Consider the following 24,716-nt stretch of genomic DNA (forward strand, 5'->3'; position numbering starts at 1 on the left):
CGATGCCGTTGGAGAATGTTATGACCGATTTAACAGCAAGCAGCCTGCGTGCACTGAAACTGATGGATCTGACTACCCTGAATGACGACGACACGAATGAAAAAGTGATCGCGCTGTGTCATCAGGCTAAAACTCCGGTTGGTAACACGGCAGCAATCTGCATTTATCCGCGTTTCATCCCTATTGCTCGTAAAACTCTGAAAGAGCAGGGCACGCCGGACATCCGCATTGCTACAGTGACAAACTTCCCGCACGGCAACGACGACATCGAGATTGCGCTGGCAGAAACCCGCGCCGCTATCGCTTACGGTGCGGACGAAGTTGACGTGGTATTCCCGTACCGTGCGCTGATTGCTGGTAACGAGCAGATTGGTTTCGATCTGGTTAAAGCCTGTAAAGACGCATGTGCTGCGGCAAATGTGCTGCTGAAAGTGATTATCGAAACAGGCGAACTGAAAGAAGAAGCCTTGATTCGTAAAGCCTCTGAAATCTCCATCAAAGCCGGTGCTGATTTCATCAAAACCTCTACCGGTAAAGTACCAGTAAATGCGACGCCGGAAAGCGCACGCATCATGATGGAAGTGATCCGCGATATGGGTGTGGAAAAAACGGTTGGCTTCAAACCGGCTGGCGGCGTACGTACTGCGGAAGACGCACAGCAGTTCCTGGCTATTGCGGACGAACTGTTTGGTGCTGATTGGGCTGATTCCCGCCACTACCGCTTCGGTGCATCCAGCCTGCTGGCTAGCTTGTTGAAAGCGCTGGGTCACGGTGATGGTAAGAGCGCAAGCAGCTACTAAGTTTCAATTGCCCATCGTAGGCCGGACAAGGTGTTAGTCACCCTCCGGCATCAATACGACTTGCCGGGTGGCATCTTGCTTACCCGGCCCATAATCGGGAGGTTACCTTGTTTCTCGCACAAGAAATTATTCGTAAAAAACGTGATGGTCATGCGCTGAGCGATGAAGAAATTCGTTTCTTTATCAATGGTATTCGCGATAACACCATCTCTGAAGGGCAAATCGCCGCCCTGGCGATGACTATTTTCTTCCACGATATGACAATGCCAGAGCGTGTTTCGCTGACCATGGCAATGCGTGATTCAGGAACCGTGCTGGACTGGAAGAGTCTGCAACTGAACGGCCCGATTGTGGATAAACACTCTACCGGTGGCGTGGGTGACGTAACGTCACTGATGTTAGGCCCGATGGTCGCTGCATGCGGTGGTTATATTCCGATGATCTCCGGGCGTGGTCTGGGCCATACCGGTGGTACGCTTGATAAACTGGAAGCCATTCCGGGATTTGACATCTTCCCGGATGACGCTCGATTCCGTGAAATTATTAAAGACGTGGGTGTTGCGATTATTGGTCAAACCAGCTCGCTTGCACCGGCGGATAAACGTTTTTATGCCACCCGCGACATTACCGCGACCGTGGACTCCATCCCACTGATTACTGGCTCTATTCTGGCGAAAAAATTGGCGGAAGGGCTGGATGCATTGGTGATGGACGTGAAAGTAGGCAGCGGTGCCTTTATGCCGACCTATGAACTTTCGGCTGCCCTTGCCGAAGCGATTGTTGGTGTGGCGAATGGTGCGGGTGTGCGTACTACCGCACTGTTAACCGATATGAATCAGGTGCTGGCCTCCAGCGCCGGTAACGCGGTAGAAGTTCGCGAAGCTGTACAGTTCCTGATGGGTGAATACCGTAACCCGCGTCTGTTTGACGTCACCATGGCGCTGTGCGTGGAGATGCTGATCTCCGGCAAACTTGCGAAAGACGATGCTGAAGCCCGCGCCAGGTTGCAGGCGGTACTGGATAACGGTAAAGCGGCGGAAATTTTTGGTCGCATGGTTGCGGCGCAGAAGGGACCGACCGATTTTGTCGAAAACTACGCGAAGTACCTCCCGACGGCAATGCTCAGCAAAGCGGTATATGCTGATACCGAAGGTTTCGTTAGCGCGATGGATACCCGTGCACTGGGTATGGCGGTAGTTTCCATGGGCGGCGGTCGCCGTCAGGCATCTGACACGATTGATTACAGCGTCGGCTTTACTGATATGGCGCGTTTGGGTGACAGCATAGATGGACAGCGTCCGCTGGCAGTGATCCACGCCAAAGATGAAGCCAGCTGGCAGGAAGCGGCGAAAGCCGTCAAAGCGGCAATCAGCCTTGACGACAAAGCGCCAGAAATTACACCGACAGTCTATCGTCGTATTACCGAATAACTGTATACTGATCTGATCGCTTTTTTGCGGCGCAGATGTATGGAGAACAAGATGAAACGTGCATTTATTATGGTGCTGGACTCCTTTGGTATTGGTGCGACTGAAGATGCGGAACGCTTTGGCGACGTAGGTTCAGACACTATGGGACATATTGCAGAAGCCTGTGCGAAGGGCGAAGCTGACAATGGTCGCAAAGGTCCGCTGAATCTGCCTAACCTGACCCGTCTGGGCCTGGTGAAAGCTCACGAAGGTTCTACCGGTAAAATTGCGGCCGGTATGGACGGCAATGCGGAAGTCATTGGTGCTTACGCATGGGCGCATGAACTCTCTTCCGGGAAAGACACTCCGTCTGGTCACTGGGAAATCGCTGGTGTTCCGGTTCTGTTTGACTGGGGCTATTTCTCCGATCATGAAAACAGCTTCCCACAAGAGCTACTGGATAAACTGGTAAAACGTGCCAACCTGCCCGGCTATCTCGGTAATTGCCACTCTTCCGGTACGGTGATTCTGGACCAACTGGGCGAAGAACATATGAAAACCGGCAAGCCGATTTTCTACACTTCGGCTGACTCTGTATTCCAGATTGCCTGCCATGAAGAGACCTATGGCCTGGATAAACTCTACGAGCTGTGCGAAATCGCACGCGAAGAGCTGACCGAAGGTGGCTACAACATTGGCCGCGTTATCGCGCGTCCGTTTATCGGCGATAAGGCCGGTAACTTCCAGCGTACCGGTAACCGTCACGACCTGGCCGTCGAACCGCCAGCACCGACGGTACTGCAGAAACTGGTTGACGAGAAAAAAGGCCATGTCGTATCCGTTGGTAAAATTGCGGACATTTACGCGAACTGCGGTATCACTAAAAAAGTGAAAGCGACGGGTCTGGACGCACTGTTCGACGCAACGATCAAAGAGATGAAAGAAGCGGGTGATGAGACCATCGTCTTCACTAACTTCGTCGACTTTGACTCCTCCTGGGGACACCGCCGCGACATCGCTGGCTATGCTGCAGGTCTGGAGTTGTTCGACCGCCGTCTGCCTGAGCTGATGGAGCTGGTGGGGGAAGATGACATTCTGATCCTGACCGCTGACCACGGTTGCGATCCGAGCTGGACTGGAACCGATCACACCCGTGAACACATTCCGGTGCTGATCTATGGCCCGAAAGTAAAACCAGGCTCTTTAGGTCACCGTGAAACATTCGCGGATATTGGTCAGACGCTGGCAAGCTACTTCGGTACGTCGCCAATGGACTACGGTAAAAACATGCTGTAATACCCGTTGTCTTTCGCGCCGTAGGCTCGTTGACTTCATTCGTTCACCCCGGTCACATAGTGAATCTATGCTCCTGTGGTGAACGAAATAGCCGCCTTCCTACAACGTGAAATCCTTAGGGTATTTCCACTATTTAATTAAGGATAATTTATGGCAACTCCACATATTAATGCAGAAATGGGTGATTTCGCTGACGTCGTATTGATGCCTGGCGACCCGCTGCGTGCTAAGCACATTGCTGAAACTTTCCTCGAAGATGTCCGCGAAGTAAACAACGTTCGTGGCATGTTAGGTTTCACCGGTACTTACAAAGGCCGTAAGATCTCAGTTATGGGTCATGGCATGGGTATCCCATCCTGCTCTATCTACACCAAAGAACTGATCACCGATTTCGGCGTGAAGAAAATCATTCGCGTGGGTTCCTGTGGTGCGGTGCGTATGGATGTCAAACTGCGTGACGTGGTAATTGGTATGGGTGCATGCACCGATTCCAAAGTTAACCGTATCCGCTTTAAAGATCATGATTTTGCCGCTATTGCTGATTTCGACATGGTGCGTAACGCTGTTGATGCTGCAAAAGCTCTGGGTGTAGATGCGCGTGTTGGCAACTTGTTCTCCGCCGATCTGTTCTACTCCCCGGACGGCGAAATGTTCGACGTAATGGAAAAATACGGCGTGCTGGGTGTGGAAATGGAAGCTGCGGGTATCTACGGCGTTGCGGCTGAGTTTGGTGCGAAAGCGCTGACCATTTGCACCGTATCTGACCATATCCGTACTCATGAGCAGACTACTGCTGCTGAGCGTCAGACGACCTTCAACGACATGATCAAAATCGCGCTGGAATCTGTTCTGCTGGGCGATAAAGAATAAGTTCGGTTTGTGCCCGGTGACGCTTTGCTTACCGGGTCTATAATACTGCCGGATAAGGCGTAGCCTCCATCCGGCAGTTATCTCAATTGCTTAACGCACTGCTCTGGCAATCCATGCCGAAAGCTCCCGGAGTTCTTCTTTCTGGTCCGGGAAGTCGACCAACAATGCCTCGCACTCATGCTGCAACATATCAGCGCGGTACAGACATCCTTGCAGACGATTCGCCAACGCTTCTAACGGGGCGGGGTTGAGGCTGTCAGTGAAGGCCTGCGCGCGGGTAATATGCCCTTTTTCAACGTCGAAATGCAGTTCTACGCCGCCCCAGGTGAAGCGCTCATCCAGCAGATGCGAAAAAGCAGGAGCCTGGCCAAAATTCCACTCCCAACTGCTCTGGCGAGCGAAAGTTTCGGCAAAATTCGGCAGATCCGGTGTTTTGTCGGGAGAGATAATCTCTGCTTCTACACGTTCACCGTAGTGGGCAAAAAAGGCATCGGTTACTGCCTTGCACACCTGTTCATGGGTGACGCCCGGCAGCAATTCAGTAAGATTCGCAACGCGTGAGCGTACGGAGGTAATCCCTTTGGCGGCGAGTTTCTTTTTATCCGGATTTAGATAGTTAGCCAAACGGCTGAGATCGGCATTTAACAGCAGTGTGCCGTGGTGGAAGCCACGGTCTTTGGTTTCCCGATAGGCAGAGCCAGAGACTTTGCGATCGCCCCCGGCTGTTTTGACGACCAGATCGTTGCGCCCGGATGCATCAGCATCGACTCCAAGAGAAGCTAATGCATTGAGTACGATAGTGGTGGATATGGTTTTGTCGTATTCTGGTTTGCCTGCCATAAAGGTAAAGCAAGTATTACCCAGATCGTGAAACACCGCGCCGCCGCCGCTGCTGCGACGCGCAAGCCTGACGTTGTCTTCTTCCATGCGCCGGGTATTGCACTCTTTCCACGGATTTTGCGCCCGGCCAATGACTACCGTATCAGCGTTGCGCCATAAAAACAGAACGCGCTGCGTAGCGGGCATTTGACGAAAAATGCACTCTTCAACGGCCAGATTAAACCATGGATCGAAAGAGTCAGAGATGAGCAGGCGTAATGTTGTCATGGTCGATTTCCTTTCTGGTAAATTACTCTTTTTTCTCAGTGTCTTCTTCCTGTACCGGTTTGTTGGCGGTAAGCAGGAACGGGGATTGTTGCCAACGGGTACGCTTGCCTTGAAGTAGTGTTCGGGTCAACACTACACCAATAGCCAGTGACAGAAGCAGCATCAGGCGTAGAATGTTGGTGGTGTTATCCACCTGCTTCGCCTCAGTGGCGAGTGTGTGGGTATCAAGCGTCAGGCGTAGATAGCCCAGCGGGCCGTTTTTCCCCTGAATGGGTTCGACAATCTGCTGATTAAAATAGCCACCGGCTTTTTTACCGTCCAGCGCCAGCCGATCACGTACATCCACGCTCTCACCGGCATGTGTAATGAGATCGCCCTGTTCATCATAGACTCCCGCATCCAGAATACGGCTCTCTTCGGTGAGCTGACGTAGTACGAAAGCAATACGTTTCTCATCCGGTGTTTCGGTTCGCATCAGTGGTGCGACGTTTAACGCGACCTGGCGAGCCAGCGTGCGAGCCAATTCTTCCAGCTGCGGGTTACGCTGCTGTTGATGGCTTTGACTAAACCATGATGCGCCTTGCATGAGTGCGACGAGTAGCGCGAGGCAGGACAATACAATCACTGCACGATGAAGTCGGAATTTCAGTTTTGCGCGAGCCATATTCCACCTACTGAAAATTTGAGGCTTAATGTTGCCAGAAGCGCTGGTTACAAGGTAGCCTCATGCGTTATTTTCCCTGGATGATTCCGACCCGAACGATTTTACAGGAGCTTTAATGCCTAACATTACCTGGTGCGATCTACCTGAAGATGTCTCTCTGTGGCCAGGTCTGCCCCTCTCTTTAAGTGGCGATGAAGTGATGCCGCTGGATTACCACGCGGGCCGGAGTGGCTGGCTGCTGTATGGTCGTGGGCTGGATAAACAACGCTTAACGCAATATCAAAGCAAGCTGGGAGCGGCGATGGTTATTGTGGCAGCCTGGTGCGTCGAAGATTATCAGGTCATTCGCCTGGCGGGGTCGCTAACACCGCGTGCGACAAAACTGGCGCATGATGCCAAACTGGATGTTGCGCCACTGGGCAAAATCCCGCATTTGCGCACGCCTGGTCTGCTGGTGATGGACATGGACTCAACCGCTATCCAGATCGAGTGTATAGATGAGATCGCTAAACTGGCGGGAACCGGTGAGATGGTTGCGGAAGTGACGGAGCGTGCGATGCGTGGTGAGCTGGACTTCACCGCCAGCCTTCGTAGCCGTGTCGCGACCCTCAAGGGCGCTGACGCAAACATTCTGCATCAGGTGCGTGAAACTCTGCCCCTGATGCCCGGCCTGACGCAACTGGTGCTGAAGCTGGAAACTCTCGGCTGGAAAGTGGCTATCGCCTCTGGGGGGTTTACCTTCTTTGCGGAATACCTGCGTCAAAAACTGCGACTGACTGCAGCGGTGGCGAATGAGCTGGAAATCATGGACGGTAAATTTACCGGCAACGTGACTGGCGATATCGTCGATGCCCAGTACAAAGCTAATACCCTTACTCGACTGGCACTAGAGCATGAAATCCCTATAGCGCAAACGGTCGCGATTGGCGATGGTGCGAACGATCTGCCGATGATCAAAACGGCAGGGTTGGGTATCGCTTACCATGCTAAACCGAAAGTGAATGAAAAGACGGAAATCACTATCCGTCATGCCGATCTGATGGGGGTGTTCTGCATTCTCTCCGGCAGTATGAATCAGAAATAACGAGGTAAAACGTGGCAAAAGCTCCTAAGCGCGCCTTTGTTTGTAACGAATGCGGGGCCGATTATCCGCGCTGGCAGGGGCAATGTAGCGCCTGTCAGGCCTGGAATACCATTACCGAGGTACGCCTTGCTGCATCACCAACAGTGGCGCGCAACGAGCGACTCAGCGGTTACGCTGGCAATGCAGGCGTCGCAAAGGTTCAGAAACTGTCGGAAATCAGTCTTGAGGAACTGCCGCGTTTTTCTACCGGTTTTAAAGAGTTTGACCGCGTGCTGGGTGGTGGCGTGGTGCCTGGCAGCGCTATTTTGATCGGCGGTAACCCTGGTGCAGGGAAATCAACGCTACTGCTGCAAACGCTGTGTAAGCTCAGCGAGCAGATGAAAACCCTGTACGTCACGGGGGAAGAATCCTTGCAACAGGTGGCAATGCGTGCGCATCGACTTGGACTACCGACTGCGAATATGAATATGCTGTCGGAAACCAGTATTGAACAGATTTGCCTGATCGCCGAAGAAGAACAGCCGAAACTGATGGTTATCGACTCCATTCAGGTAATGCACATGGCTGATATCCAGTCTTCGCCAGGTAGCGTGGCACAGGTTCGGGAAACGGCTGCTTACCTGACACGCTTTGCGAAAACGCGGGGCGTGGCGATTGTTATGGTTGGGCATGTCACCAAAGACGGTTCGCTGGCCGGGCCGAAAGTTCTGGAACACTGTATTGACTGCTCAGTGTTGCTTGACGGCGATGCTGACTCCCGTTTTCGTACTTTGCGTAGCCATAAAAACCGTTTTGGTGCAGTGAATGAGCTTGGTGTCTTTGCGATGACCGAGCAAGGTCTACGTGAAGTCAGTAATCCTTCAGCCATTTTCTTAAGTCGCGGTGATGAGGTCACTCCCGGTAGCTCCGTGATGGTTGTCTGGGAAGGAACACGTCCGCTGTTGGTGGAGATCCAGGCGCTGGTTGATCACTCAATGATGGCGAACCCGCGCCGTGTTGCGGTAGGGCTGGAGCAAAACCGTTTGGCCATTTTGCTGGCTGTGCTGCATCGTCACGGTGGGTTGCAAATGGCGGATCAGGATGTGTTTGTCAACGTGGTGGGTGGTGTAAAAGTCACTGAAACCAGCGCAGACTTGGCTCTGCTGCTGGCAATGGTTTCCAGCCTTCGCGACCGGCCGTTGCCGCAGGATTTAGTCGTCTTCGGTGAAGTGGGGCTGGCGGGTGAAATTCGTCCGGTTCCCAGTGGTCAAGAGCGGATTTCGGAAGCAGCGAAGCATGGATTCCGTCGGGCGATTGTACCTGCCGCGAATGTGCCGAAAAAACCGCCAGAAGGCATGCAAGTTTTTGGCGTTAAAAAACTCACGGATGCGCTCAGCGTTTTTGACGACTTATAATTAAATACCCGTCGTCTTTCCGGCGACAGGTGTGTTGGTCGTGTTCGCTGCCCCGAATCATATCGGGATTTGTTTGCGCCTTCCTGCCACCAGAGATCCATGGGTATTACGTTAATTTATAGCAAGCAGGAGGCTCTTGTGTCATTTGATTATCTGAAAACTGCCATTAAGCAAAAGGGCTGTACTCTGCAACAGGTGGCGGATGCCAGTGGCATGACCAAGGGGTATTTAAGCCAACTCCTGAACGCCAAGATAAAAAGCCCCAGTGCGCAAAAACTGGAGGCATTGCACCGTTTTCTGGGACTGGAGTTCCCCCGCCAGCAGAAAAACATTGGTGTGGTCTTTGGTAAGTTTTATCCATTGCATACTGGTCATATCTATCTGATTCAGCGTGCCTGTAGCCAGGTCGATGAATTACATATCATCATGGGCTATGACGATACGCGCGATCGGGGCCTGTTTGAAGACAGCGCTATGTCACAACAACCCACGGTTTCCGACCGTTTACGCTGGTTGCTGCAAACGTTTAAGTATCAGAAAAATATCCGCATACATGCCTTTAATGAGGAAGGTATGGAGCCATATCCGCACGGCTGGGATGTCTGGAGCAACGGGATTAAAACGTTTATGCAAGAGAAGGGGATCCAGCCTAACTGGATCTACACTTCTGAAGAAGCTGACGCCCCGCAATATCTGGAACATCTGGGTATTGAAACTGTGTTGGTCGATCCAAAACGGACCTTTATGAGCATCAGCGGGGCGCAAATCCGTGAAAATCCATTCCGCTATTGGGAATACATTCCGACGGAAGTGAAACCCTTCTTTGTGCGTACCGTGGCGATCCTCGGCGGTGAGTCGAGTGGAAAATCGACACTGGTGAATAAGCTTGCCAATATCTTCAATACGACCAGCGCATGGGAATACGGGCGCGATTACGTCTTTTCCCATTTGGGCGGCGATGAGATGGCGCTGCAGTATTCTGATTACGACAAGATCGCGCTAGGACAAGCGCAATACATTGATTTTGCAGTTAAGTATGCTAATAAAGTGGCGTTTATCGACACAGACTTTGTCACCACTCAGGCGTTCTGCAAAAAGTATGAAGGGCGTGAGCACCCGTTTGTGCAGGCATTGATTGACGAGTATCGCTTTGACCTGGTGATCCTGCTGGAAAACAACACGCCATGGGTTGCGGATGGATTACGAAGCTTGGGGAGTTCGGTGGATCGCAAAGAGTTTCAGACGCTATTGGTATCGATGTTGGAGAAGAACAACATCAAATTTGTGCATGTTGAGGAGGCTGATTATGACTCGCGGTTTTTGCGCTGTGTGGAGCTGGTAAAAGGGCTGATGGGCGAGAGGGTATAGAGTTTATGGGTAGTATACGTTATATACTACCCATAATGTATAATATAAGCATTATGCATGATATTAATTGTGAATATTATCACTTCCTAAAGACAATAGATTAATTATATTCATGTTTTATATGAATAATATCTTAAAAAATATTTAGTCTCTTTCTATTTCAACATTATATTGTAAGATATCCCTTACTGGTTTAAAGGTATTGCTATTATGTCTATCAGAAATGCGTTATTTCGTATGGGTTTTAATTGTCCTGCGTATCATTAACCATTTTATGTAATACTTTTCTACTAAATAAAATATACATGAGCCTGTGGCAGCTTAAGCTAAGGGCGGTAGCATGTCAAATATGATGGATTGGCTATGGCGAGAAGTTGCATTGAAATCCAATTTTCAGTAATTAAGGCTCTGTTTTTTCGGGAAGCTAAAACTCGATTTGGAAAATATCGTCTTGGATATCTTTGGGCTCTATTAGAGCCCGCTGCTCATCTTATGGTAATACTGGTTATCTTTGGATATATAATGCATCGCACAATGCCTGATATATCTTTCCCGGTTTTTTTAATTAATGGGATTATTCCTTATTTCCTTTTTAAGGATATATCTATTCGGTCAATTAAAGCAATTGAAGCTAATCAGGGACTATTTAATTACAGACCAGTAAAGCCTGTAGATACAATAATTGCAAGGACTTTTCTGGAAATGGTTATTTATATCCTTGTCTATCTGGTTCTGATGGGAATTCTTAGTTTGTGCGGTGAGATTTTTTCACTTTCTCGTGTGTTACTCTTATTTAGTACATGGTTTTTGCTTATTATATTTTCATGTGGTGTGGGACTGATCTTTATGGTGATAGGTAGTTGGCTCCCAGAAACGGAAAAGTTTCTTCCTATCGTTATCAAGCCACTTTACTTTATTTCATGCATTATGTTTCCACTTCAGGCAATTCCTAAGGAGTATCAGTCCTATGCTCTTTGGAATCCCATCGTTCATGTTGTCGAACTTAGCAGAGAGGCAGTTGTTGCTAACTATACTAGCGATGGCGTGAGTTTTGGCTATCTGGCTATTTGTGCGCTAGGGGTCTTTTTTCTTGGTTTAGCCAGCTATTGGTGCCGGCGGAGAGCAATGCTAACTTCATCATGATCAAAGTCGAAAATTTAACGAAATCATATATCACGTCGAAAGGGCGCCACTACGTATTCAAGGATTTAAACTTTGAATTGCCAACAGGTAAGAGTGTTGCGCTGATTGGGCGTAACGGTGCAGGTAAATCTACATTACTTCGTATGATTGGAGGTATCGATCATCCAGATAGTGGCATGATAACAACCGATCAAACTATTTCATGGCCAGTAGGATTGGCAGGAGGGTTTCAGGGGAGCTTAACTGGTAGGGAGAATGTAAAATTTGTCGCTCGGTTATATGCAAGTAAGGATGAATTAAAAGAAAAAATTGAATTTGTGCAAGACTTTTCCGAATTGGGTAAATACTTTGATATGCCAATCAAAACATATTCTTCGGGGATGCGTTCACGGCTTGGGTTCAGTTTAAGTATGGCATTTAAATTTGATTACTATTTAGTAGATGAGATTCTTGCTGTCGGTGATACTAAATTTAGAAAAAAATGTGAGGATATTTTTTTATCTAAATCAAATGGAAGTCATATATTACTAGTATCTCATAGTATGAACCTTCTTAAGAGGTATTGTGATTCGGCTATTGTTTTTTCTGAAGGTAATAAATGTCAATATATTTCATCAATCGATGAAGCATTAGGCTGTTTTAATAACTAGATTATTGGTAGGTCACAATATGGATAATATTTTTTTAGAAAGATATGCTGATGATATTAATTTTTGCGTGGCCGATTTTAATGTAGATAAGAAATATAATGAATTAACGCCAGTTGAGATAGGTATTTCCGGAGATAAAACTAATAAAATATGTTATCAAGATAATAATATACCTTCTGGTATAGATATACTTTATGGTAAAAATGCAAAAAATAGCAGGGTATATATTCGTTCTGGAAGTAAATTTAATAATGTTAAAGTTATTATAAACTCCATCGATTGTTGTGTGTATATAGGTCAGGATTGCGATATAAAAGGATTAACTATAGCGATGCCTTGTAGAAATGACTCGGTAATTATTGGTGCTGGGGTTGTTGTGACAAAATCGAATACATGGACTGTTGGCCTAAATCACGGATGTTCTGCTAATGGTATTATTGTTGGTGATCACTGTTTAATAGCTGCAGATGTTTGTATTAGGGCATCTGACGGGCATTTGATATTAGATATTGACTCACACACGCAAATTAATAAAACAAAACTCCCCGTAATTATTGAGCCCTATTGCTGGTTGGGGCAACGGGCATCAATTCTAAAAAATGTAAGAGTTGGTGGGGGAACGATTGTTTCCTTTGGTGCAATAGTAACTAAATCATTTGATAAGCTAAGTGTTTTATGTGGTGTACCTGCAAAAAATAAAAATGGCCCTGCTCGTATATGGCAAAGAAATAACAGTCCTAATTCTATTGAAATAAGAATGATTTATGAGAAAAGATATATTAAAACAAGTTAAAAGAAATATTATAAAAACTAATTTGGTAAACTTGTTTATGGACTGTCCTAGCTTGGCATATGTATGAAATATAAATTATGGATATTATATGAGTAAAATTGCAAAGTTGTTAACTTCTCCCGGCGTTTTTTTCGCGATGCTTTTATAAAAAAATATCCTTTAAGTGTACCTGATGGTTTAGGTAGAGTTTTACTAGAGGATAAGGGAAAGAAAAATACACATAATGATAAAAACTCTAATTTAAGAGAGTTAGATACTGCTAGCTTGGGGGTGACTTTTCCTGTCGATATGGTTTTTACTTGGGTTGATGCAGATGATCCCGATTTTATCGAACTTTTTAATCAGTATGCACCTGTTGAATCACAAAAAAGCACATTATCAAATGTGGCGCGTTTTAAATCACTTGATGAGTTAAAATATGCGTTAAGGTCAATTTTTGAATATGCATACTGGGTTAATAAAATATATATTGTAACAAATGGGCAATCTCCTGCATGGCTAAATAAAGAACATCCTAAAATTAGAATTGTTCCTCATGAGGAAATATTAGATAAGAAATATTTACCAACATTTAATTCTCATGTAATAGAAAGCGCTATTCATCGAATAGAGGGGCTTTCTGAACATTATATTTATTTTAATGATGATATGATGTTACTTAGAAAAACAGAGCCTAGTTATTTTTTTTCTGGCTCCGGATTGGGATATATGTTTAGCTCTAAGGTTAATCTCTCACAAACACCTATTAACCTTGTTTATGATTCTGCTACTGAGTGGGGGGCTAAGAATGCGCGAAGGTTGATTTTCGACAAATATAACTTGTATGTTGAAAGAATGTTTGCTCATACATTTTATCCGCAAATTAAATCTGTCTCTGAATTATGTGAGGAAACGTGGCCTGAGGCTTTTGATACATGTAGGAGAAATCGATTTCGGGCACCTACCGATATTTTTTGCACTGGGTTCTTATTTCCTCATGTTGCACATATCACGGGTAAGGCGGTATTTACAAAAACGAGATTGTTTTATTTCAATGTAAGGAAAAAAGTAGCGCTAGACTATTATAGAATGTTGAAGGAGAAAAAAAATAAAGATTCAATACCTTTTTCCATGTGCCCTAATGATCGTTCATCAGAAGATGGCTTAGATTTTCCTGATTATCATCTTCACTTAACAAAAGCATTGAGTGAATTTTACAATACACCATCTCCATTTGAATTAATTGAAACTGGTTCAGGCAATTTTTAAGTAATTTTTCTGATTGTTACACTGAGGATGTCTAATTATGAAAACGTTAAATTTTATGGATAGTATTTCTATTGTAGAAAAAGACGGTAGTAAAAATCTTTTACTCATATTTTCAGCAAGGAATTCAGCTAAAGGTAAGTTTACATTCTGGGATAAGTTTAAGTCATTGCCTGCAACTCGGATATATATAAATGATTATAATAATGAGTGGTATACTAATGGGATCCCAGATTATCCCTCTGAGGATAAGCTTATTAAATTTTTGGAAGAGTGTAAGCGAAAATATATAAAAGGTGGTAAATTGTGGATTTTAGGCACTAGTATGGGAGCATATGCCGCACTAAAATATGGTGCGAAATTAAAAGCTGATAGAATTGTTGCATTTAATCCTGAAAACACGTTAGGGATGACTTTTTCGAAAAGCATTGAAAATACAGATGCCATAAATAACAGCGAATATAAACTCGATTTATGCTCTCTTGAATATAAAAAAGATGGAGAAGTTATTATTGTTTCTAACAATGGTAATTTTATAGATATGTATTCTGCAAATAAGCTTAAGAATTCAATATCGACGTCAAAGGTTTATATTCTTAACAATTTTAAACATAACACTTTAGAGGAGTTGAATAAAACAAGAAATGTTGATGAACTTCTTGGGCAAATGATCTCTAAAGGTTCATCTTTAGGCTTATCTGATCTGCAAAAATGCCCTTTATTTAAAGATGAAGAGATAGAGGTTCTAAAAGAACTAAATGAGAACCTTATATTAGAAAATAAAATTATAAATGTGGATGTTAAATTAGTAGAAAAAATGTTGCAAAAATGTCCCGATAGTGGCTATTTCAATTTTTTATATGGTTTATCACTTAATTCGTTAGGTTTTAAGTCTTCATCAGTGTCATATTTAAATAAATCTTTAGCGTATACGCCTTTTCTCGGGCGTGCGGCTATTAAACTCGCACAGATATATAATGAACTTAAAGAATATGATCATGCTATATTCTTATTGGAGCCTATATGCCGTAAGAATTTCAATATTAAAGCTTTAATGATTTTATGCACAGCTTACGAAAAATCGGGATTGTTCCAAAGTTCTTTAAGTGCCCTTGATTTTAATATTCTAAATAATAAAAATAAATCAGGTAAAATTTCTGTTGAGCGTAGACGTAAGCTATTATTATCAAAGCATCCAAAGTTATTAACATTTGTTAACTAATATTCTATTTTGGCGAAAATAATCAGAAGCAAATGGTCTGATTATTTTCTAATGGTTTTTATCTTGAGTTTTTCTAATGCAATCTAGACGGCGATTCATTTTTTCCCTTGCTGTTATATTCTCTATTAATCTTCAGAGGAGTTTAGCTGTAAGAAATAAAAATATCGTTAATGTTAATGTTGTTGCAGATGTACAGAACCTTGAATTGATGGATGGTCTTCTAGTTGAAACTACAGGCTATTATTCATCTGGTGATGGAGGTGGTTCAACTTACGTTATAAAAAAACACAGTAATAAAAACAAAAAATACTCTATAAATATTAATGAATATTTTTGTATGATTTTAGTAAATAAAAATGATCCAGTTTCATTAAAGCAATTAGGTATCCATGCTGATGGTAAGAATGATGATACTTATTTGTTACGTGAGGTGCTTAAATTTTCAGGAAATTATTATTTTAGTGAAGGGACCATTCTAGTTAGTGATTATATAGAACTTGCTCCACATATCAGCTTAATCGGAGCTGGTATGTTTAAATCAAAAATAGAATATCGTAGCGTAGAAGGAAATTGGCTTTTTATAAATGGACGTAAAGGTGATCGCAATTTTTTGAGTGGATTTGGATACAATGGGCGCAGCGATTATATATTTAAAGATTTTTCAATAGATCTCCGTGGCGATATTGCAAAATATAGCCGTAGTGCAATGATATTTGGTCGTTCTTCTAATGTTATCATTGAAAATGTTGGTTTTATTAATGGGAAAAATTCTCATCGAATAGAATGTAATTCTCAGTCTGATTTTCATATAAAAAATTGTATCTTCGCAAATACTTTAGTAACTGATGAATCATCACATGAAGAAATAAATATTGATTTTAATAGTGAAAAAAGTTTCCCTGCTTTTGGTAAATGGGATTATAGTGCATGTAAAAATATTATAATTTCCTCCTGCTTTTTCTATAATGTACAGTCTGGAGTTGGATCTCATAGTTATAACTTTAGAAAGCATGAGAATATTGTAATAATCGATTGCTCTTTCTTTAATATAAGTAAGGCAGCTATACGATTTCAGTCTTTCAATAATTCAGTAATTGAAAAGTGTAGATTTGAACATGTAAGTGGCTACAGTGTTATATTACTTGATTCATGTTGGAATAGAATGTTTGATAATTACTTTTCATTGTCGAGCAAGAGATTGCATATATCTAAAGACTCTCTCTATAACATCATTTTGGATGAGTAGAATCACAAGATGATGTTTTCAAATTTTTATAAATAGTTGTTATAGCAATAGAGGAATCAACTTAATGCTATTATTATTGAATAAATCACTGTAAGAACCACTTCCCTTCAGTAATATTTTCTTTATGAGTCACCTGATATTGCACCATTTCAGGTGATTTCTTTCCATAAAACACTGCATTAATTTGAGTGTTTACACGTAAATATTTGCTGAATTTCTTGAATAACCTCGTGTCAGGTTTAAAGTGAGCACCCCAGTATTGATTTAAATGTCCTTGGTAAGTCAACCCTTTAATATCATATAGAGCTTGCCCTAATACCTTAAGTGGCTTATTGTGAATAAGCGCAGATATCCCAGCAGTGCTATTGATAGTTATGACGGCTTTCGTATGGGTCAGCAAACGTGGCATTGGCAGATCGTGCACATAAATCACCCTATTACTTACACCATATAGTTTGCCTAATTTTTTAATTAACGGTGCATACAGGCGGTGTCCGCGATCCATCGGATGGTGTTTGAACACCAAAAAATCTGCTGGTGAAGCTTTTTTAGAAAATGAGTACATAACATCATTAATATAATTACGCACATCCTTATACGGGCTATGATTTCGAATCTGGCTGTCGTTGTATACTTGTAGAATGGCCAAAAAGTAGCGTTTATCCAATGTTGTTTTCAGCAACGTCATCACGTGTCGTTCTTTGTAGCGATACCACTGTTTACGCCAGCCGGCACGGATCCAACATTTGGCTTCATACCAGGGGGAAAAGACTTTATGGTGTCTGTATTGAGGAAATTGGGTCCGATATATCCAACTGATCAGGTAATACCACATAGCATGCCAGATACGCAGGTTAGTTGAAGGCTTTAAACTCTGAACCTCCAGCTCCGGTTGTGGGGGTAAATTGCGGTAAAACTCTGGCTCTCTAGGAATTGAGGAATAAGCATTAACGCCGCCTTTCTCGAGAGTAATGAAGTGCGGTCGTAAGTACCCCTCTTCAAAGGCCAGAAAACGTACCCCTTTGGCCTGCGCCCAGCGTTTTGCTGCCTGATGTAATTGGCGGCAATCACCAAAGCACAGAATGGTATCAAATGGATTTTCTTGCCATGTCTCTTTTAACCAATGTGGAAACTCCCTCGGTGTCTTCGTGTAGGCCAGATATTGCCGCTTCCGGCAATAAAAACGGTCGCCGGCATTAAAAACAACATTAGTGGCTTTACGTCCCTGCGATTCCAGCCATTCCGCCATCTCATTGAAAAACGGTCCCATTGGTCCTTGTAGTAGCAAGTAACTCTTACCAGAGAGAAGTGTATTGATCGTATTGCTGTTCATAGAGATCCTTCTCGTTATCTTGTTTTCATGGCGTTATAAAGCATTTGCAATTTTCGACTTTGCCGTTGCAGATACTGGCTTGCTCTGTGTTGGTTGAGACTTAAGTTCTGGCGCTTTTGAGCCAGCAACCAGTCAATGGCCATTTCAGGTGTAATGCACAGTTTCAGCTCCGGGTGAATGTAGATGGGGTAGCTAATCAGCGTTTGGTACAGCAAGTCGTTGAGTGAGATGCAGTTCTGTCGGCGCTCACAGGTGTGTTCATCAGTGGTTAACCCCCAGCCAGCATAGAAGGGAATGCCGTAGCAAAAGACTTTTTTACCATGTATGAGGGCTTCAAATCCTGATAGCGACGTCATAGTATGTACTTCATCAACCTGCTGAATACACTCGATAATATCGGCATCAAGTGCCACGCAATCAGCCAGTTGTTGCATATCTTTTTCTGCTATATGTCCAGGACGATTACCCACCAGAACGTCCGGGTGGGGTTTATAGATGATGAAGGCATTGGGGTAACGAGCACGAACGGTCTGCAATAATGCCAAATTAGTGTTGGTGGACCGTGTTCCGCGAGCCATGGAGGCATCGTTTTCAACCTGACCGGTAACCAGTAATTTTCGTTTCCCCGCAGTTACGCATGGAATTACCCATTGTTCACCAAGGTTATATTTGCTGAGTTTGGTGGCTATCAACTTTTGCCTCAGCGCTTCGGCACGTTGCTGCTGTTCTTTTGTCAGATGTGAATTGTTTAGTAAATTTTCCAGATCGCTTTGCCGCGTGGCATCGTAATAGATACCTGTTTTGTCGAGAACCAGGGATAGAGGAGGCTGTAGATCTGAACCCAAACCGGAAGATCGCAAGAAACCGTCTTCCATTCGCCAAACGGGAATCTCGCGCTGTGATGCTGCCACATGCCAGCGTTGCTCTCCTTTGATCCCCCATACCACGCAGATGTTGGCCCCCCGTCCACTGCGTGAGAAATTGACATGGTTTGTAGGTGTAGCCAGAAAAGGTTTTACTATGCTGCTTTTCCAAAGCGTCATACCCGGAGCCCAGAGATTTCCGTGGCGAGTCAGAAGGTATGTGCGTTGTAAATGGAGATATTCCAGCACATTTAATAGCGTACCAGGGTTACCTGTATACGGGTCGATATAGCGGCTATATTGCAGCCAGGCAGCCGCTACCAGAGCGGTAAGTGGGGCGCTTCCTCGGCGTGCGGCAAGTCTATCTGCGAATTGATGCCGATCATCGGTCAGGCCCCATCCTGCGTACCAGGGCAAACCGAAACAAATGACCTTTTTACCTGCCATCAGCGCCTCAATACCATATTGTGATGTTACGGTATAAACGGTAGAGACATGCCGTAGCAGTGATTGTGGGCTGAAATCTTCAGTTATAAGTCGAATACTTGGATCCTGGGCCAGGTTGTCAAAATATCCTTTCTTCTTACCTGTCAAAACATCAGGATGTGTTTTAACCCAAATTTTGCCTTCAGGATGCTCCCGTTTGGCACAGGACAACATCTCTGCGAATTGTCTCTCACTGGCACCGCCCAGAGTGATGGATACATCCCCGTAGGTTTGATCAATGACCAATGTCACGCCAGCATGGTGCCCTTCATTAAAGGGAAGTGAGTGGTTGTATTTTGAGAGATCGTTCTCAACCATGAAGGCCATCGCCCGCAGAGCATCGTGTTGTAAATGTGGCTCTTTAGCTTCCTTCTGAATGAGTACTTCCAGGCGGCTGGGACGGCTGGCATCGTAGTAAATGCTTAAATCATCAACGACCATGCCTAAAGGTGGCGCTCCATTGATGCCCAACCCTAATGAACGGGTAAAACCGTCTTCCAACCGCAGTATTGGCAGCCCGGCCTTTTTAGCCTGTTCTATTGGATGCTGAGAGACGGCTCGCTCTCCCCAGACGGCGATCGCGTCGACTGAATTTGGGGCCGAAAGATGTGACAGTTTGTGGCACGCTTCACCTAAAAAATTCTGAAGGTGCGGGATCTGCCAGATACCTGAAGAGTAGATGCCTATCATCCTGAATGGCTTCCATGTTAGGGTTTTTTTGGTGGCGGAATCTCTCCGCCACCCTCTTTGTCTTACAAGTCCAGAATGACTTTTGCTGCTACAGCCAACTGATAAAGAATGGTGGAAATACCCCGTGTGACTTCCAGATTTTTAGTTTCATACATCGGCAGTACCATGATTTCATCGCCAGGTAGAACGTCGTCTACGTCGTCGGCATCCACCGCCGAACCATCCTGGTGAATAACGATGATTTTCGACTGACCGGACTTTTGAGTCAGACCGCCGCACTTCTCAATGTAATCATCCACATCCAGCTTCTCGTTCCAGGATATTGCGTTGGGAAAAAGAACCGAACCATGGATCATAACTAATGAGGTTTTCTCCGGGATCGTAATAACGTCGCCATCTTCCAGGATGACGTTATCAAGATTACTTCCGTTAAGGACGACCTGACCTTTAGGCACCACGTTACGTGCTTTTGCTACGAAACGACTGACGAGTTGGGCTTCCTGCACACGCAGTCGAGCTTCTTCCTGCGTAGCGGATTGAGAGGACAAAGAAGCCTCTTCCAGTTTTTGCAAAGAGGTATTCAGCATTTCTTTCTGACGGGTCGCCACTGAGTGGCGGTAAAGCTGAATACTACTGAGTTGCGACATGTTGTTAGGTTTAATCTGCGCCAGCACCTGTTTCATTGTGGAGCCGTATGGCAATACGACAGCATGTTCACCAGAGTGAGCGCCTTCAATGCGAATCTGTATGGTGCCAGCGTAGCGGTCGGAGCTGATGATAAGTTTATCGCCATCCTGCAGGATTTTGCCTGGTGAACTGTTTAGTGGGTGATACTCCGTCCGCTTCATTGCCCCCTGCTGGCGGATAATAGTGAAATGCGTTGCTCCCGGTTTGGGACGCGACCATGCCAGCGCTTCTGAAACGGGAATGGTGCTATTGTGGAACTCGAAGTCATAGCTGTTATAAACATCACCTTCTACGCTAAAGGTGTATTGTCGAGGGCCGACGATAATTGTATCCCCATCGGAAAACTGAGAAAGATTCAGTGAACCATTGAGCAGAAAATCATAAAGATTGACGTGTGCACGTACACTCTTACCACGTTTCACAGTGATATCCACGTAGCTTCCTCGCTCACTATCCACTCCGCCCGCTTTACTCAGATAAGAGAGCAGCGAATCGGAGGCGACGCCGCCATATAGCCCGGGATTTCTGACGTACCCTGTGACGAATACTTTTACCGGTTGCGCCTGAAGAAGCGAAGCATAGACGTTGACATTCGACTGATAGACTTCTTTCACTTTGGTCGTCACTCGACTGTTTAACTGGCTGTTATTTATGCCGTTAACGTTCAGTGGGCCGATGTTGGGGACAAAAATGTTTCCTTTGGGATCGACGGGGAGGGCTCCGTCAAAATTAAATGCTCCCCACAATCTAATCTGAATGGTATCGCCAAGTCCGATAATGTAATTGGGATTAAAGCCGATACTGGCACCGCTATCAGCGGTGGTACCGGTAAACAGCTGAGCACCGAACATACGGCTTAACACCGGTGCAGGCGTTGGCATCGGTGTGTTATCAAAGCCGCTGTTGTCCGTGGTCTGTGTTTTGGCTACGAGTGCTTCAGGGAGTGCTGCAGCACCGGTTAGCTGCTGATCCGCAGTAATTCCGACAGCCAAAACCTGGCAGGATAGTAAGATGCTCAATACAAGAATCGATTTAACTAATTTCATAATAGACTCTGTCATTTATATCGGTGGCGGATATCATTCTTTGTGATCTTCAATAATGGCGATCAATAATTTGGTCGTACCAAAAAGCAGACAACACACTAATAACCAGCTCGCTAAGAGATAGGGGATGTTCGGAAAGCGAGATTCTTGCGGTAATTGTGGTGAGCTAATTATGGATAGCGTTTTTAGCTTACGTGCGCTTTCCATTCTGGTTTTCTCGATGGCTTTCAGCGCTAAGGCGTATATATCGGTATCAAATTTCACCGTGTTTTTGAGTTCTTCAAAATCAGCGGCCATGCTGTTAAGTTTTTTGCCATCAGGTGCGGTAATTTTGTTTTGCTCAACTTCAATCTGGGCTTGTAATGACTTAATGGCATTTTGGGTACTGACCACCTGAGGAGCATCTTCACGTAAATAGGTCAGCAGATTGCGTAGATCTGCCTCCATCTCTATTTTTTTACTCATCAGTGTATTGACCAGCGTACTGGCTGCTTCGGCTGAAGCTGCTGGGTCGAGTACATTATTATTATTTTGATACGCCAGAAGATGACTCTTACTGTTGTTCAGGCGATCTTTCGCCTGCTGTAGTTCATCCTCAGCAAACTGCATCTGCTCGCGTATGATTTTATGCGAGAGCTCATTAATAAAACGCTCTGACTCCTTAAGTATGGCTTGGTTAAACTGTTGAGCAAACTCAGGCGTGAAGCCTTGCGTCTGAATTGACAGCAAACCTGATTTTTCGTCGTAATCAACGCTCAGACGGGAGCGGTAGTATTCAAGGTAGCGTTCTGTGGTGATATCTATGGGAAGATGGTAAAGAAAGTCCCAGCCGCTTTGGCTGAAGGCTCGATGGAAATTGAGCTTCTTATCCAGGCTTTGTAGCATATCCGGAGAGTTAATGTACTCTTTCAGATACAGCGAGTCTTCCGCAGAAGAGGGGGTCGATGCGCCCAATATCAAGCCAACATTCAGACTGCTATTGTCGAGTTCGTTTTGACGTTTGACCGCGACTTTAGCTTCGCTGACGTAGCGAGGTTGACAGAAAATCACCAGATAGACAATTAGCAGGCACATCGGGGCCGCGATCATCGTTTTCCACAAATGATGCTGGATATCAATTTGGCGACATTTTTTGAAAATTGAACAGATCAGTCTTTTTTTTCTGGCAATAGAGTGATCGGGTAAAGTGTTTTTTATTTCCATGAGTTATTCGATGAGCTTAATTAATCGGTTGGAATGATAGAATATTCTTGGCGTGAGATATTCATCTATCCCATTGATTGCATTCTTTTTGCCGATACAACTCAAAATAAATAATGTGATGAAACATATCATTCCTTTGTATGTTATCAAATGAGTTTTAATATTGCTGGGGTCTATTTATATATAAACTATATAAGTTAATGTTTAATTGATGACGTATCTGTTTTTTTAGCACAGTTGTTAAAACACTACAACTGTGATTGTCTATTACTGGTTTTTCTTAGGCGGTATGTATTGAGAGTATTTATATTTTTTGATGGATATAGGAGAGGTGGCAATAAAATTACCATTTTTTTATTCTCAAATGAATGATTATATTCTAACTTAAAATCGTATTAAGTTTTATTAAAGCGGATGGCAGAGCCATCCGCTAGAGTAGTATTACTTCGCAATACGCTTGTACTTGATACGCTTCGGTTCCAGCGCATCTGCACCCAGGGTACGTTTCTTGTACTCTTCATATTCGGTAAAGTTACCTTCGAAGAACTCGACTTTGCCTTCATCCTGGTAATCCAGAATGTGGGTGGCGATACGGTCGAGGAACCAACGGTCGTGCGAGATAACCATGGCGCAACCCGGGAACTCCAGCAAGGCGTTTTCCAGCGCGCGCAGGGTTTCGATATCCAGGTCGTTTGTCGGTTCATCGAGCAGCAGCATGTTGCCGCCAACCTGCAGCAGCTTCGCGAGGTGCAGACGACCACGCTCACCACCGGACAGTTCGCCTACACGTTTACCCTGATCAACACCTTTGAAGTTGAAGCGGCCTACGTAGGCGCGGCTTGGCATTTCAGTGTTGCCGATACGCATAATATCCAGCCCACCGGATACTTCTTCCCACACGGTTTTGCTGTTATCCATAGCGTCACGGAACTGGTCGACGGAGGCCAGCTTGACGGTTTCACCCAGTTCGATGGTGCCGCTGTCAGGTTGTTCCTGACCGGACAGCATACGGAACAGAGTCGATTTACCCGCGCCGTTCGGACCGATAATGCCGACGATAGCCCCTTTCGGTACGGAGAAGCTCAGGTCGTCGATCAGCACACGATCGCCGTAGGATTTACGCAGGTTGCTGACCTCAACGACTTTATCGCCCAGACGTGGTCCAGGTGGAATAAACAGTTCGTTGGTTTCGTTACGTTTCTGGTACTCGGTGTTGTTGAGCTCTTCAAAGCGAGCCAGACGGGCTTTGCCCTTAGACTGACGGCCTTTGGCACCCTGACGCACCCATTCCAGTTCTTTCTCAATGGATTTGCGGCGGGCCGCTTCCTGAGAGGCTTCCTGTGCCAGACGCTGATCTTTCTGCTCCAGCCAGGAAGAGTAGTTACCTTCCCAGGGAATACCTTCGCCGCGGTCCAGCTCCAGAATCCATCCGGCAACGTTATCGAGGAAGTAACGGTCGTGGGTAATCGCCACCACAGTGCCTTCGAAGTCGTGCAGGAAGCGTTCCAGCCACGCAACAGATTCGGCATCCAGGTGGTTGGTTGGTTCGTCGAGCAGCAGCATGTCTGGCTTTTCCAGCAGCAGGCGGCACAGCGCGACACGGCGGCGTTCACCACCGGAGAGCTTCTCAATTTTTGCATCCCAGTCTGGCAGACGCAATGCGTCAGCGGCACGTTCGAGCTGCACGTTGAGATTATGACCGTCGTGCGCCTGAATAATCTCTTCAAACTTGCCCTGTTGTGCGGCGAGCTTGTCGAAATCAGCATCGGGTTCAGCGTACTTCGCGTACACTTCATCCAGGCCTTTCAGGGCGTTAACGACTTCGGCAACAGCTTCTTCAACCGATTCACGAACGGTATGTTCCGGGTTCAGTTTCGGTTCCTGCGGTAGGTAACCGATCTTGATACCTGGCTGTGGACGTGCTTCGCCCTCGATGTCGGTGTCAATGCCGGCCATGATGCGCAGCAGGGTAGATTTACCCGCGCCGTTCAGACCGAGCACGCCGATTTTGGCGCCAGGGAAGAAACTCAGAGAGATGTTTTTAAGAATATGACGTTTCGGCGGAACCACTTTGCCGACACGATGCATGGTATAAACGAATTGAGCCACGTTGGACT

The 24,716-nt window shown here is 45.4% G+C and carries 20 protein-coding genes; 13 read left to right on the forward strand and 7 right to left on the reverse strand.

What is annotated here, in order from left to right; translation table 11 throughout:
- Positions 1 to 20 precede the first annotated feature (20 nt).
- From deoC to deoD, 4 genes are all read left to right on the forward strand, one after another.
- On the forward strand, positions 21 to 800 hold the full coding sequence (gene deoC, locus OGX98_RS22895) for a deoxyribose-phosphate aldolase (RefSeq protein ID WP_197086132.1): 780 nt from the start codon (positions 21 to 23) through the stop codon (positions 798 to 800).
- Positions 801 to 907: 107 nt separating this feature from the next.
- On the forward strand, positions 908 to 2,230 hold the full coding sequence (deoA, locus tag OGX98_RS22900; protein WP_286595957.1) for a thymidine phosphorylase: 1,323 nt from the start codon (positions 908 to 910) through the stop codon (positions 2,228 to 2,230).
- 51 nt (positions 2,231 to 2,281) lie between these two features.
- A complete protein-coding gene (deoB, locus tag OGX98_RS22905) occupies positions 2,282 to 3,505 on the forward strand; it encodes a phosphopentomutase (RefSeq protein ID WP_286595958.1) in 1,224 nt (407 codons plus the stop codon).
- 150 nt (positions 3,506 to 3,655) lie between these two features.
- Positions 3,656 to 4,375 carry a purine-nucleoside phosphorylase gene (deoD, locus tag OGX98_RS22910; RefSeq protein WP_000224864.1) on the forward strand — a complete coding sequence of 240 codons (720 nt, stop codon included), beginning with the start codon at positions 3,656 to 3,658 and terminating at the stop codon, positions 4,373 to 4,375.
- Positions 4,376 to 4,465: 90 nt separating this feature from the next.
- Here the strand turns inward: deoD and lplA are convergent, their stop codons facing one another.
- The gene (gene lplA / locus OGX98_RS22915; protein ID WP_286595959.1) at positions 4,466 to 5,482 is read right to left on the reverse strand and encodes a lipoate--protein ligase; all 1,017 of its coding nucleotides are present in this window, start codon (positions 5,480 to 5,482) and stop codon (positions 4,466 to 4,468) included.
- Between the two features lie 22 nt (positions 5,483 to 5,504).
- Positions 5,505 to 6,146 (reverse strand): YtjB family periplasmic protein, encoded by a 642-nt coding sequence (locus tag OGX98_RS22920; protein ID WP_286595960.1) that lies wholly within the window; start codon positions 6,144 to 6,146, stop codon positions 5,505 to 5,507.
- A gap of 115 nt (positions 6,147 to 6,261) precedes the next feature.
- On the opposite strand from OGX98_RS22920, the gene serB reads away from it, so the two are divergent.
- The 9 genes from serB to OGX98_RS22965 all read left to right on the forward strand — a co-directional run bounded on the left by serB (position 6,262) and on the right by OGX98_RS22965 (position 16,291).
- The gene (gene serB / locus OGX98_RS22925) at positions 6,262 to 7,230 is read left to right on the forward strand and encodes a phosphoserine phosphatase (protein ID WP_045439503.1); all 969 of its coding nucleotides are present in this window, start codon (positions 6,262 to 6,264) and stop codon (positions 7,228 to 7,230) included.
- Positions 7,231 to 7,241: 11 nt separating this feature from the next.
- Positions 7,242 to 8,624, forward strand: a complete 1,383-nt coding sequence (gene radA / locus OGX98_RS22930; RefSeq protein ID WP_045439506.1) for a DNA repair protein RadA — start codon at positions 7,242 to 7,244, stop codon at positions 8,622 to 8,624.
- Positions 8,625 to 8,762: 138 nt separating this feature from the next.
- A complete protein-coding gene (gene nadR, locus OGX98_RS22935) occupies positions 8,763 to 9,992 on the forward strand; it encodes a multifunctional transcriptional regulator/nicotinamide-nucleotide adenylyltransferase/ribosylnicotinamide kinase NadR (RefSeq protein WP_370637015.1) in 1,230 nt (409 codons plus the stop codon).
- Between the two features lie 363 nt (positions 9,993 to 10,355).
- Complete coding sequence (locus OGX98_RS22940) at positions 10,356 to 11,135, forward strand: ABC transporter permease (protein WP_286595962.1); 780 nt, start codon at positions 10,356 to 10,358, stop codon at positions 11,133 to 11,135.
- Entirely contained in the window at positions 11,132 to 11,785 is a 654-nt protein-coding gene (locus OGX98_RS22945) for an ABC transporter ATP-binding protein (RefSeq protein WP_286595963.1), read from the forward strand. The genes OGX98_RS22940 and OGX98_RS22945 overlap by 4 nt, the downstream gene beginning before the upstream one ends.
- Before the next feature lie 19 nt (positions 11,786 to 11,804).
- Positions 11,805 to 12,578, forward strand: coding sequence for an LbetaH domain-containing protein (locus tag OGX98_RS22950; protein WP_286595964.1), 774 nt, complete (start codon positions 11,805 to 11,807; stop codon positions 12,576 to 12,578).
- Positions 12,579 to 12,848: 270 nt separating this feature from the next.
- A complete protein-coding gene (locus OGX98_RS22955) occupies positions 12,849 to 13,826 on the forward strand; it encodes a stealth family protein (RefSeq protein ID WP_286595965.1) in 978 nt (325 codons plus the stop codon).
- 37 nt (positions 13,827 to 13,863) lie between these two features.
- Entirely contained in the window at positions 13,864 to 15,045 is a 1,182-nt protein-coding gene (locus tag OGX98_RS22960; RefSeq protein WP_286595966.1) for a tetratricopeptide repeat protein, read from the forward strand.
- Positions 15,046 to 15,121: 76 nt separating this feature from the next.
- Positions 15,122 to 16,291, forward strand: a complete 1,170-nt coding sequence (locus tag OGX98_RS22965) for a glycosyl hydrolase family 28-related protein (RefSeq protein WP_286595967.1) — start codon at positions 15,122 to 15,124, stop codon at positions 16,289 to 16,291.
- A gap of 85 nt (positions 16,292 to 16,376) precedes the next feature.
- Here the strand turns inward: OGX98_RS22965 and OGX98_RS22970 are convergent, their stop codons facing one another.
- The 5 genes from OGX98_RS22970 to ettA form a co-directional block, all read right to left on the reverse strand.
- Complete coding sequence (locus OGX98_RS22970) at positions 16,377 to 17,624, reverse strand: capsule polysaccharide biogenesis protein (RefSeq protein WP_286595968.1); 1,248 nt, start codon at positions 17,622 to 17,624, stop codon at positions 16,377 to 16,379.
- Between the two features lie 14 nt (positions 17,625 to 17,638).
- Positions 17,639 to 19,663, reverse strand: coding sequence for a capsule polysaccharide biogenesis protein (locus OGX98_RS22975; RefSeq protein WP_286595969.1), 2,025 nt, complete (start codon positions 19,661 to 19,663; stop codon positions 17,639 to 17,641).
- A gap of 62 nt (positions 19,664 to 19,725) precedes the next feature.
- Entirely contained in the window at positions 19,726 to 21,396 is a 1,671-nt protein-coding gene (locus tag OGX98_RS22980; protein WP_048222098.1) for a polysaccharide biosynthesis/export family protein, read from the reverse strand.
- Between the two features lie 33 nt (positions 21,397 to 21,429).
- Positions 21,430 to 22,485, reverse strand: coding sequence for a capsule biosynthesis protein (locus OGX98_RS22985; protein WP_190284572.1), 1,056 nt, complete (start codon positions 22,483 to 22,485; stop codon positions 21,430 to 21,432).
- 555 nt (positions 22,486 to 23,040) lie between these two features.
- A complete protein-coding gene (gene ettA / locus OGX98_RS22990; protein ID WP_045439535.1) occupies positions 23,041 to 24,708 on the reverse strand; it encodes an energy-dependent translational throttle protein EttA in 1,668 nt (555 codons plus the stop codon).
- Positions 24,709 to 24,716 lie beyond the last annotated feature (8 nt).

Source organism: Citrobacter sp. Cm046 (genome assembly GCF_030333065.1).
Lineage (GTDB): Bacteria > Pseudomonadota > Gammaproteobacteria > Enterobacterales > Enterobacteriaceae > Citrobacter > Citrobacter murliniae.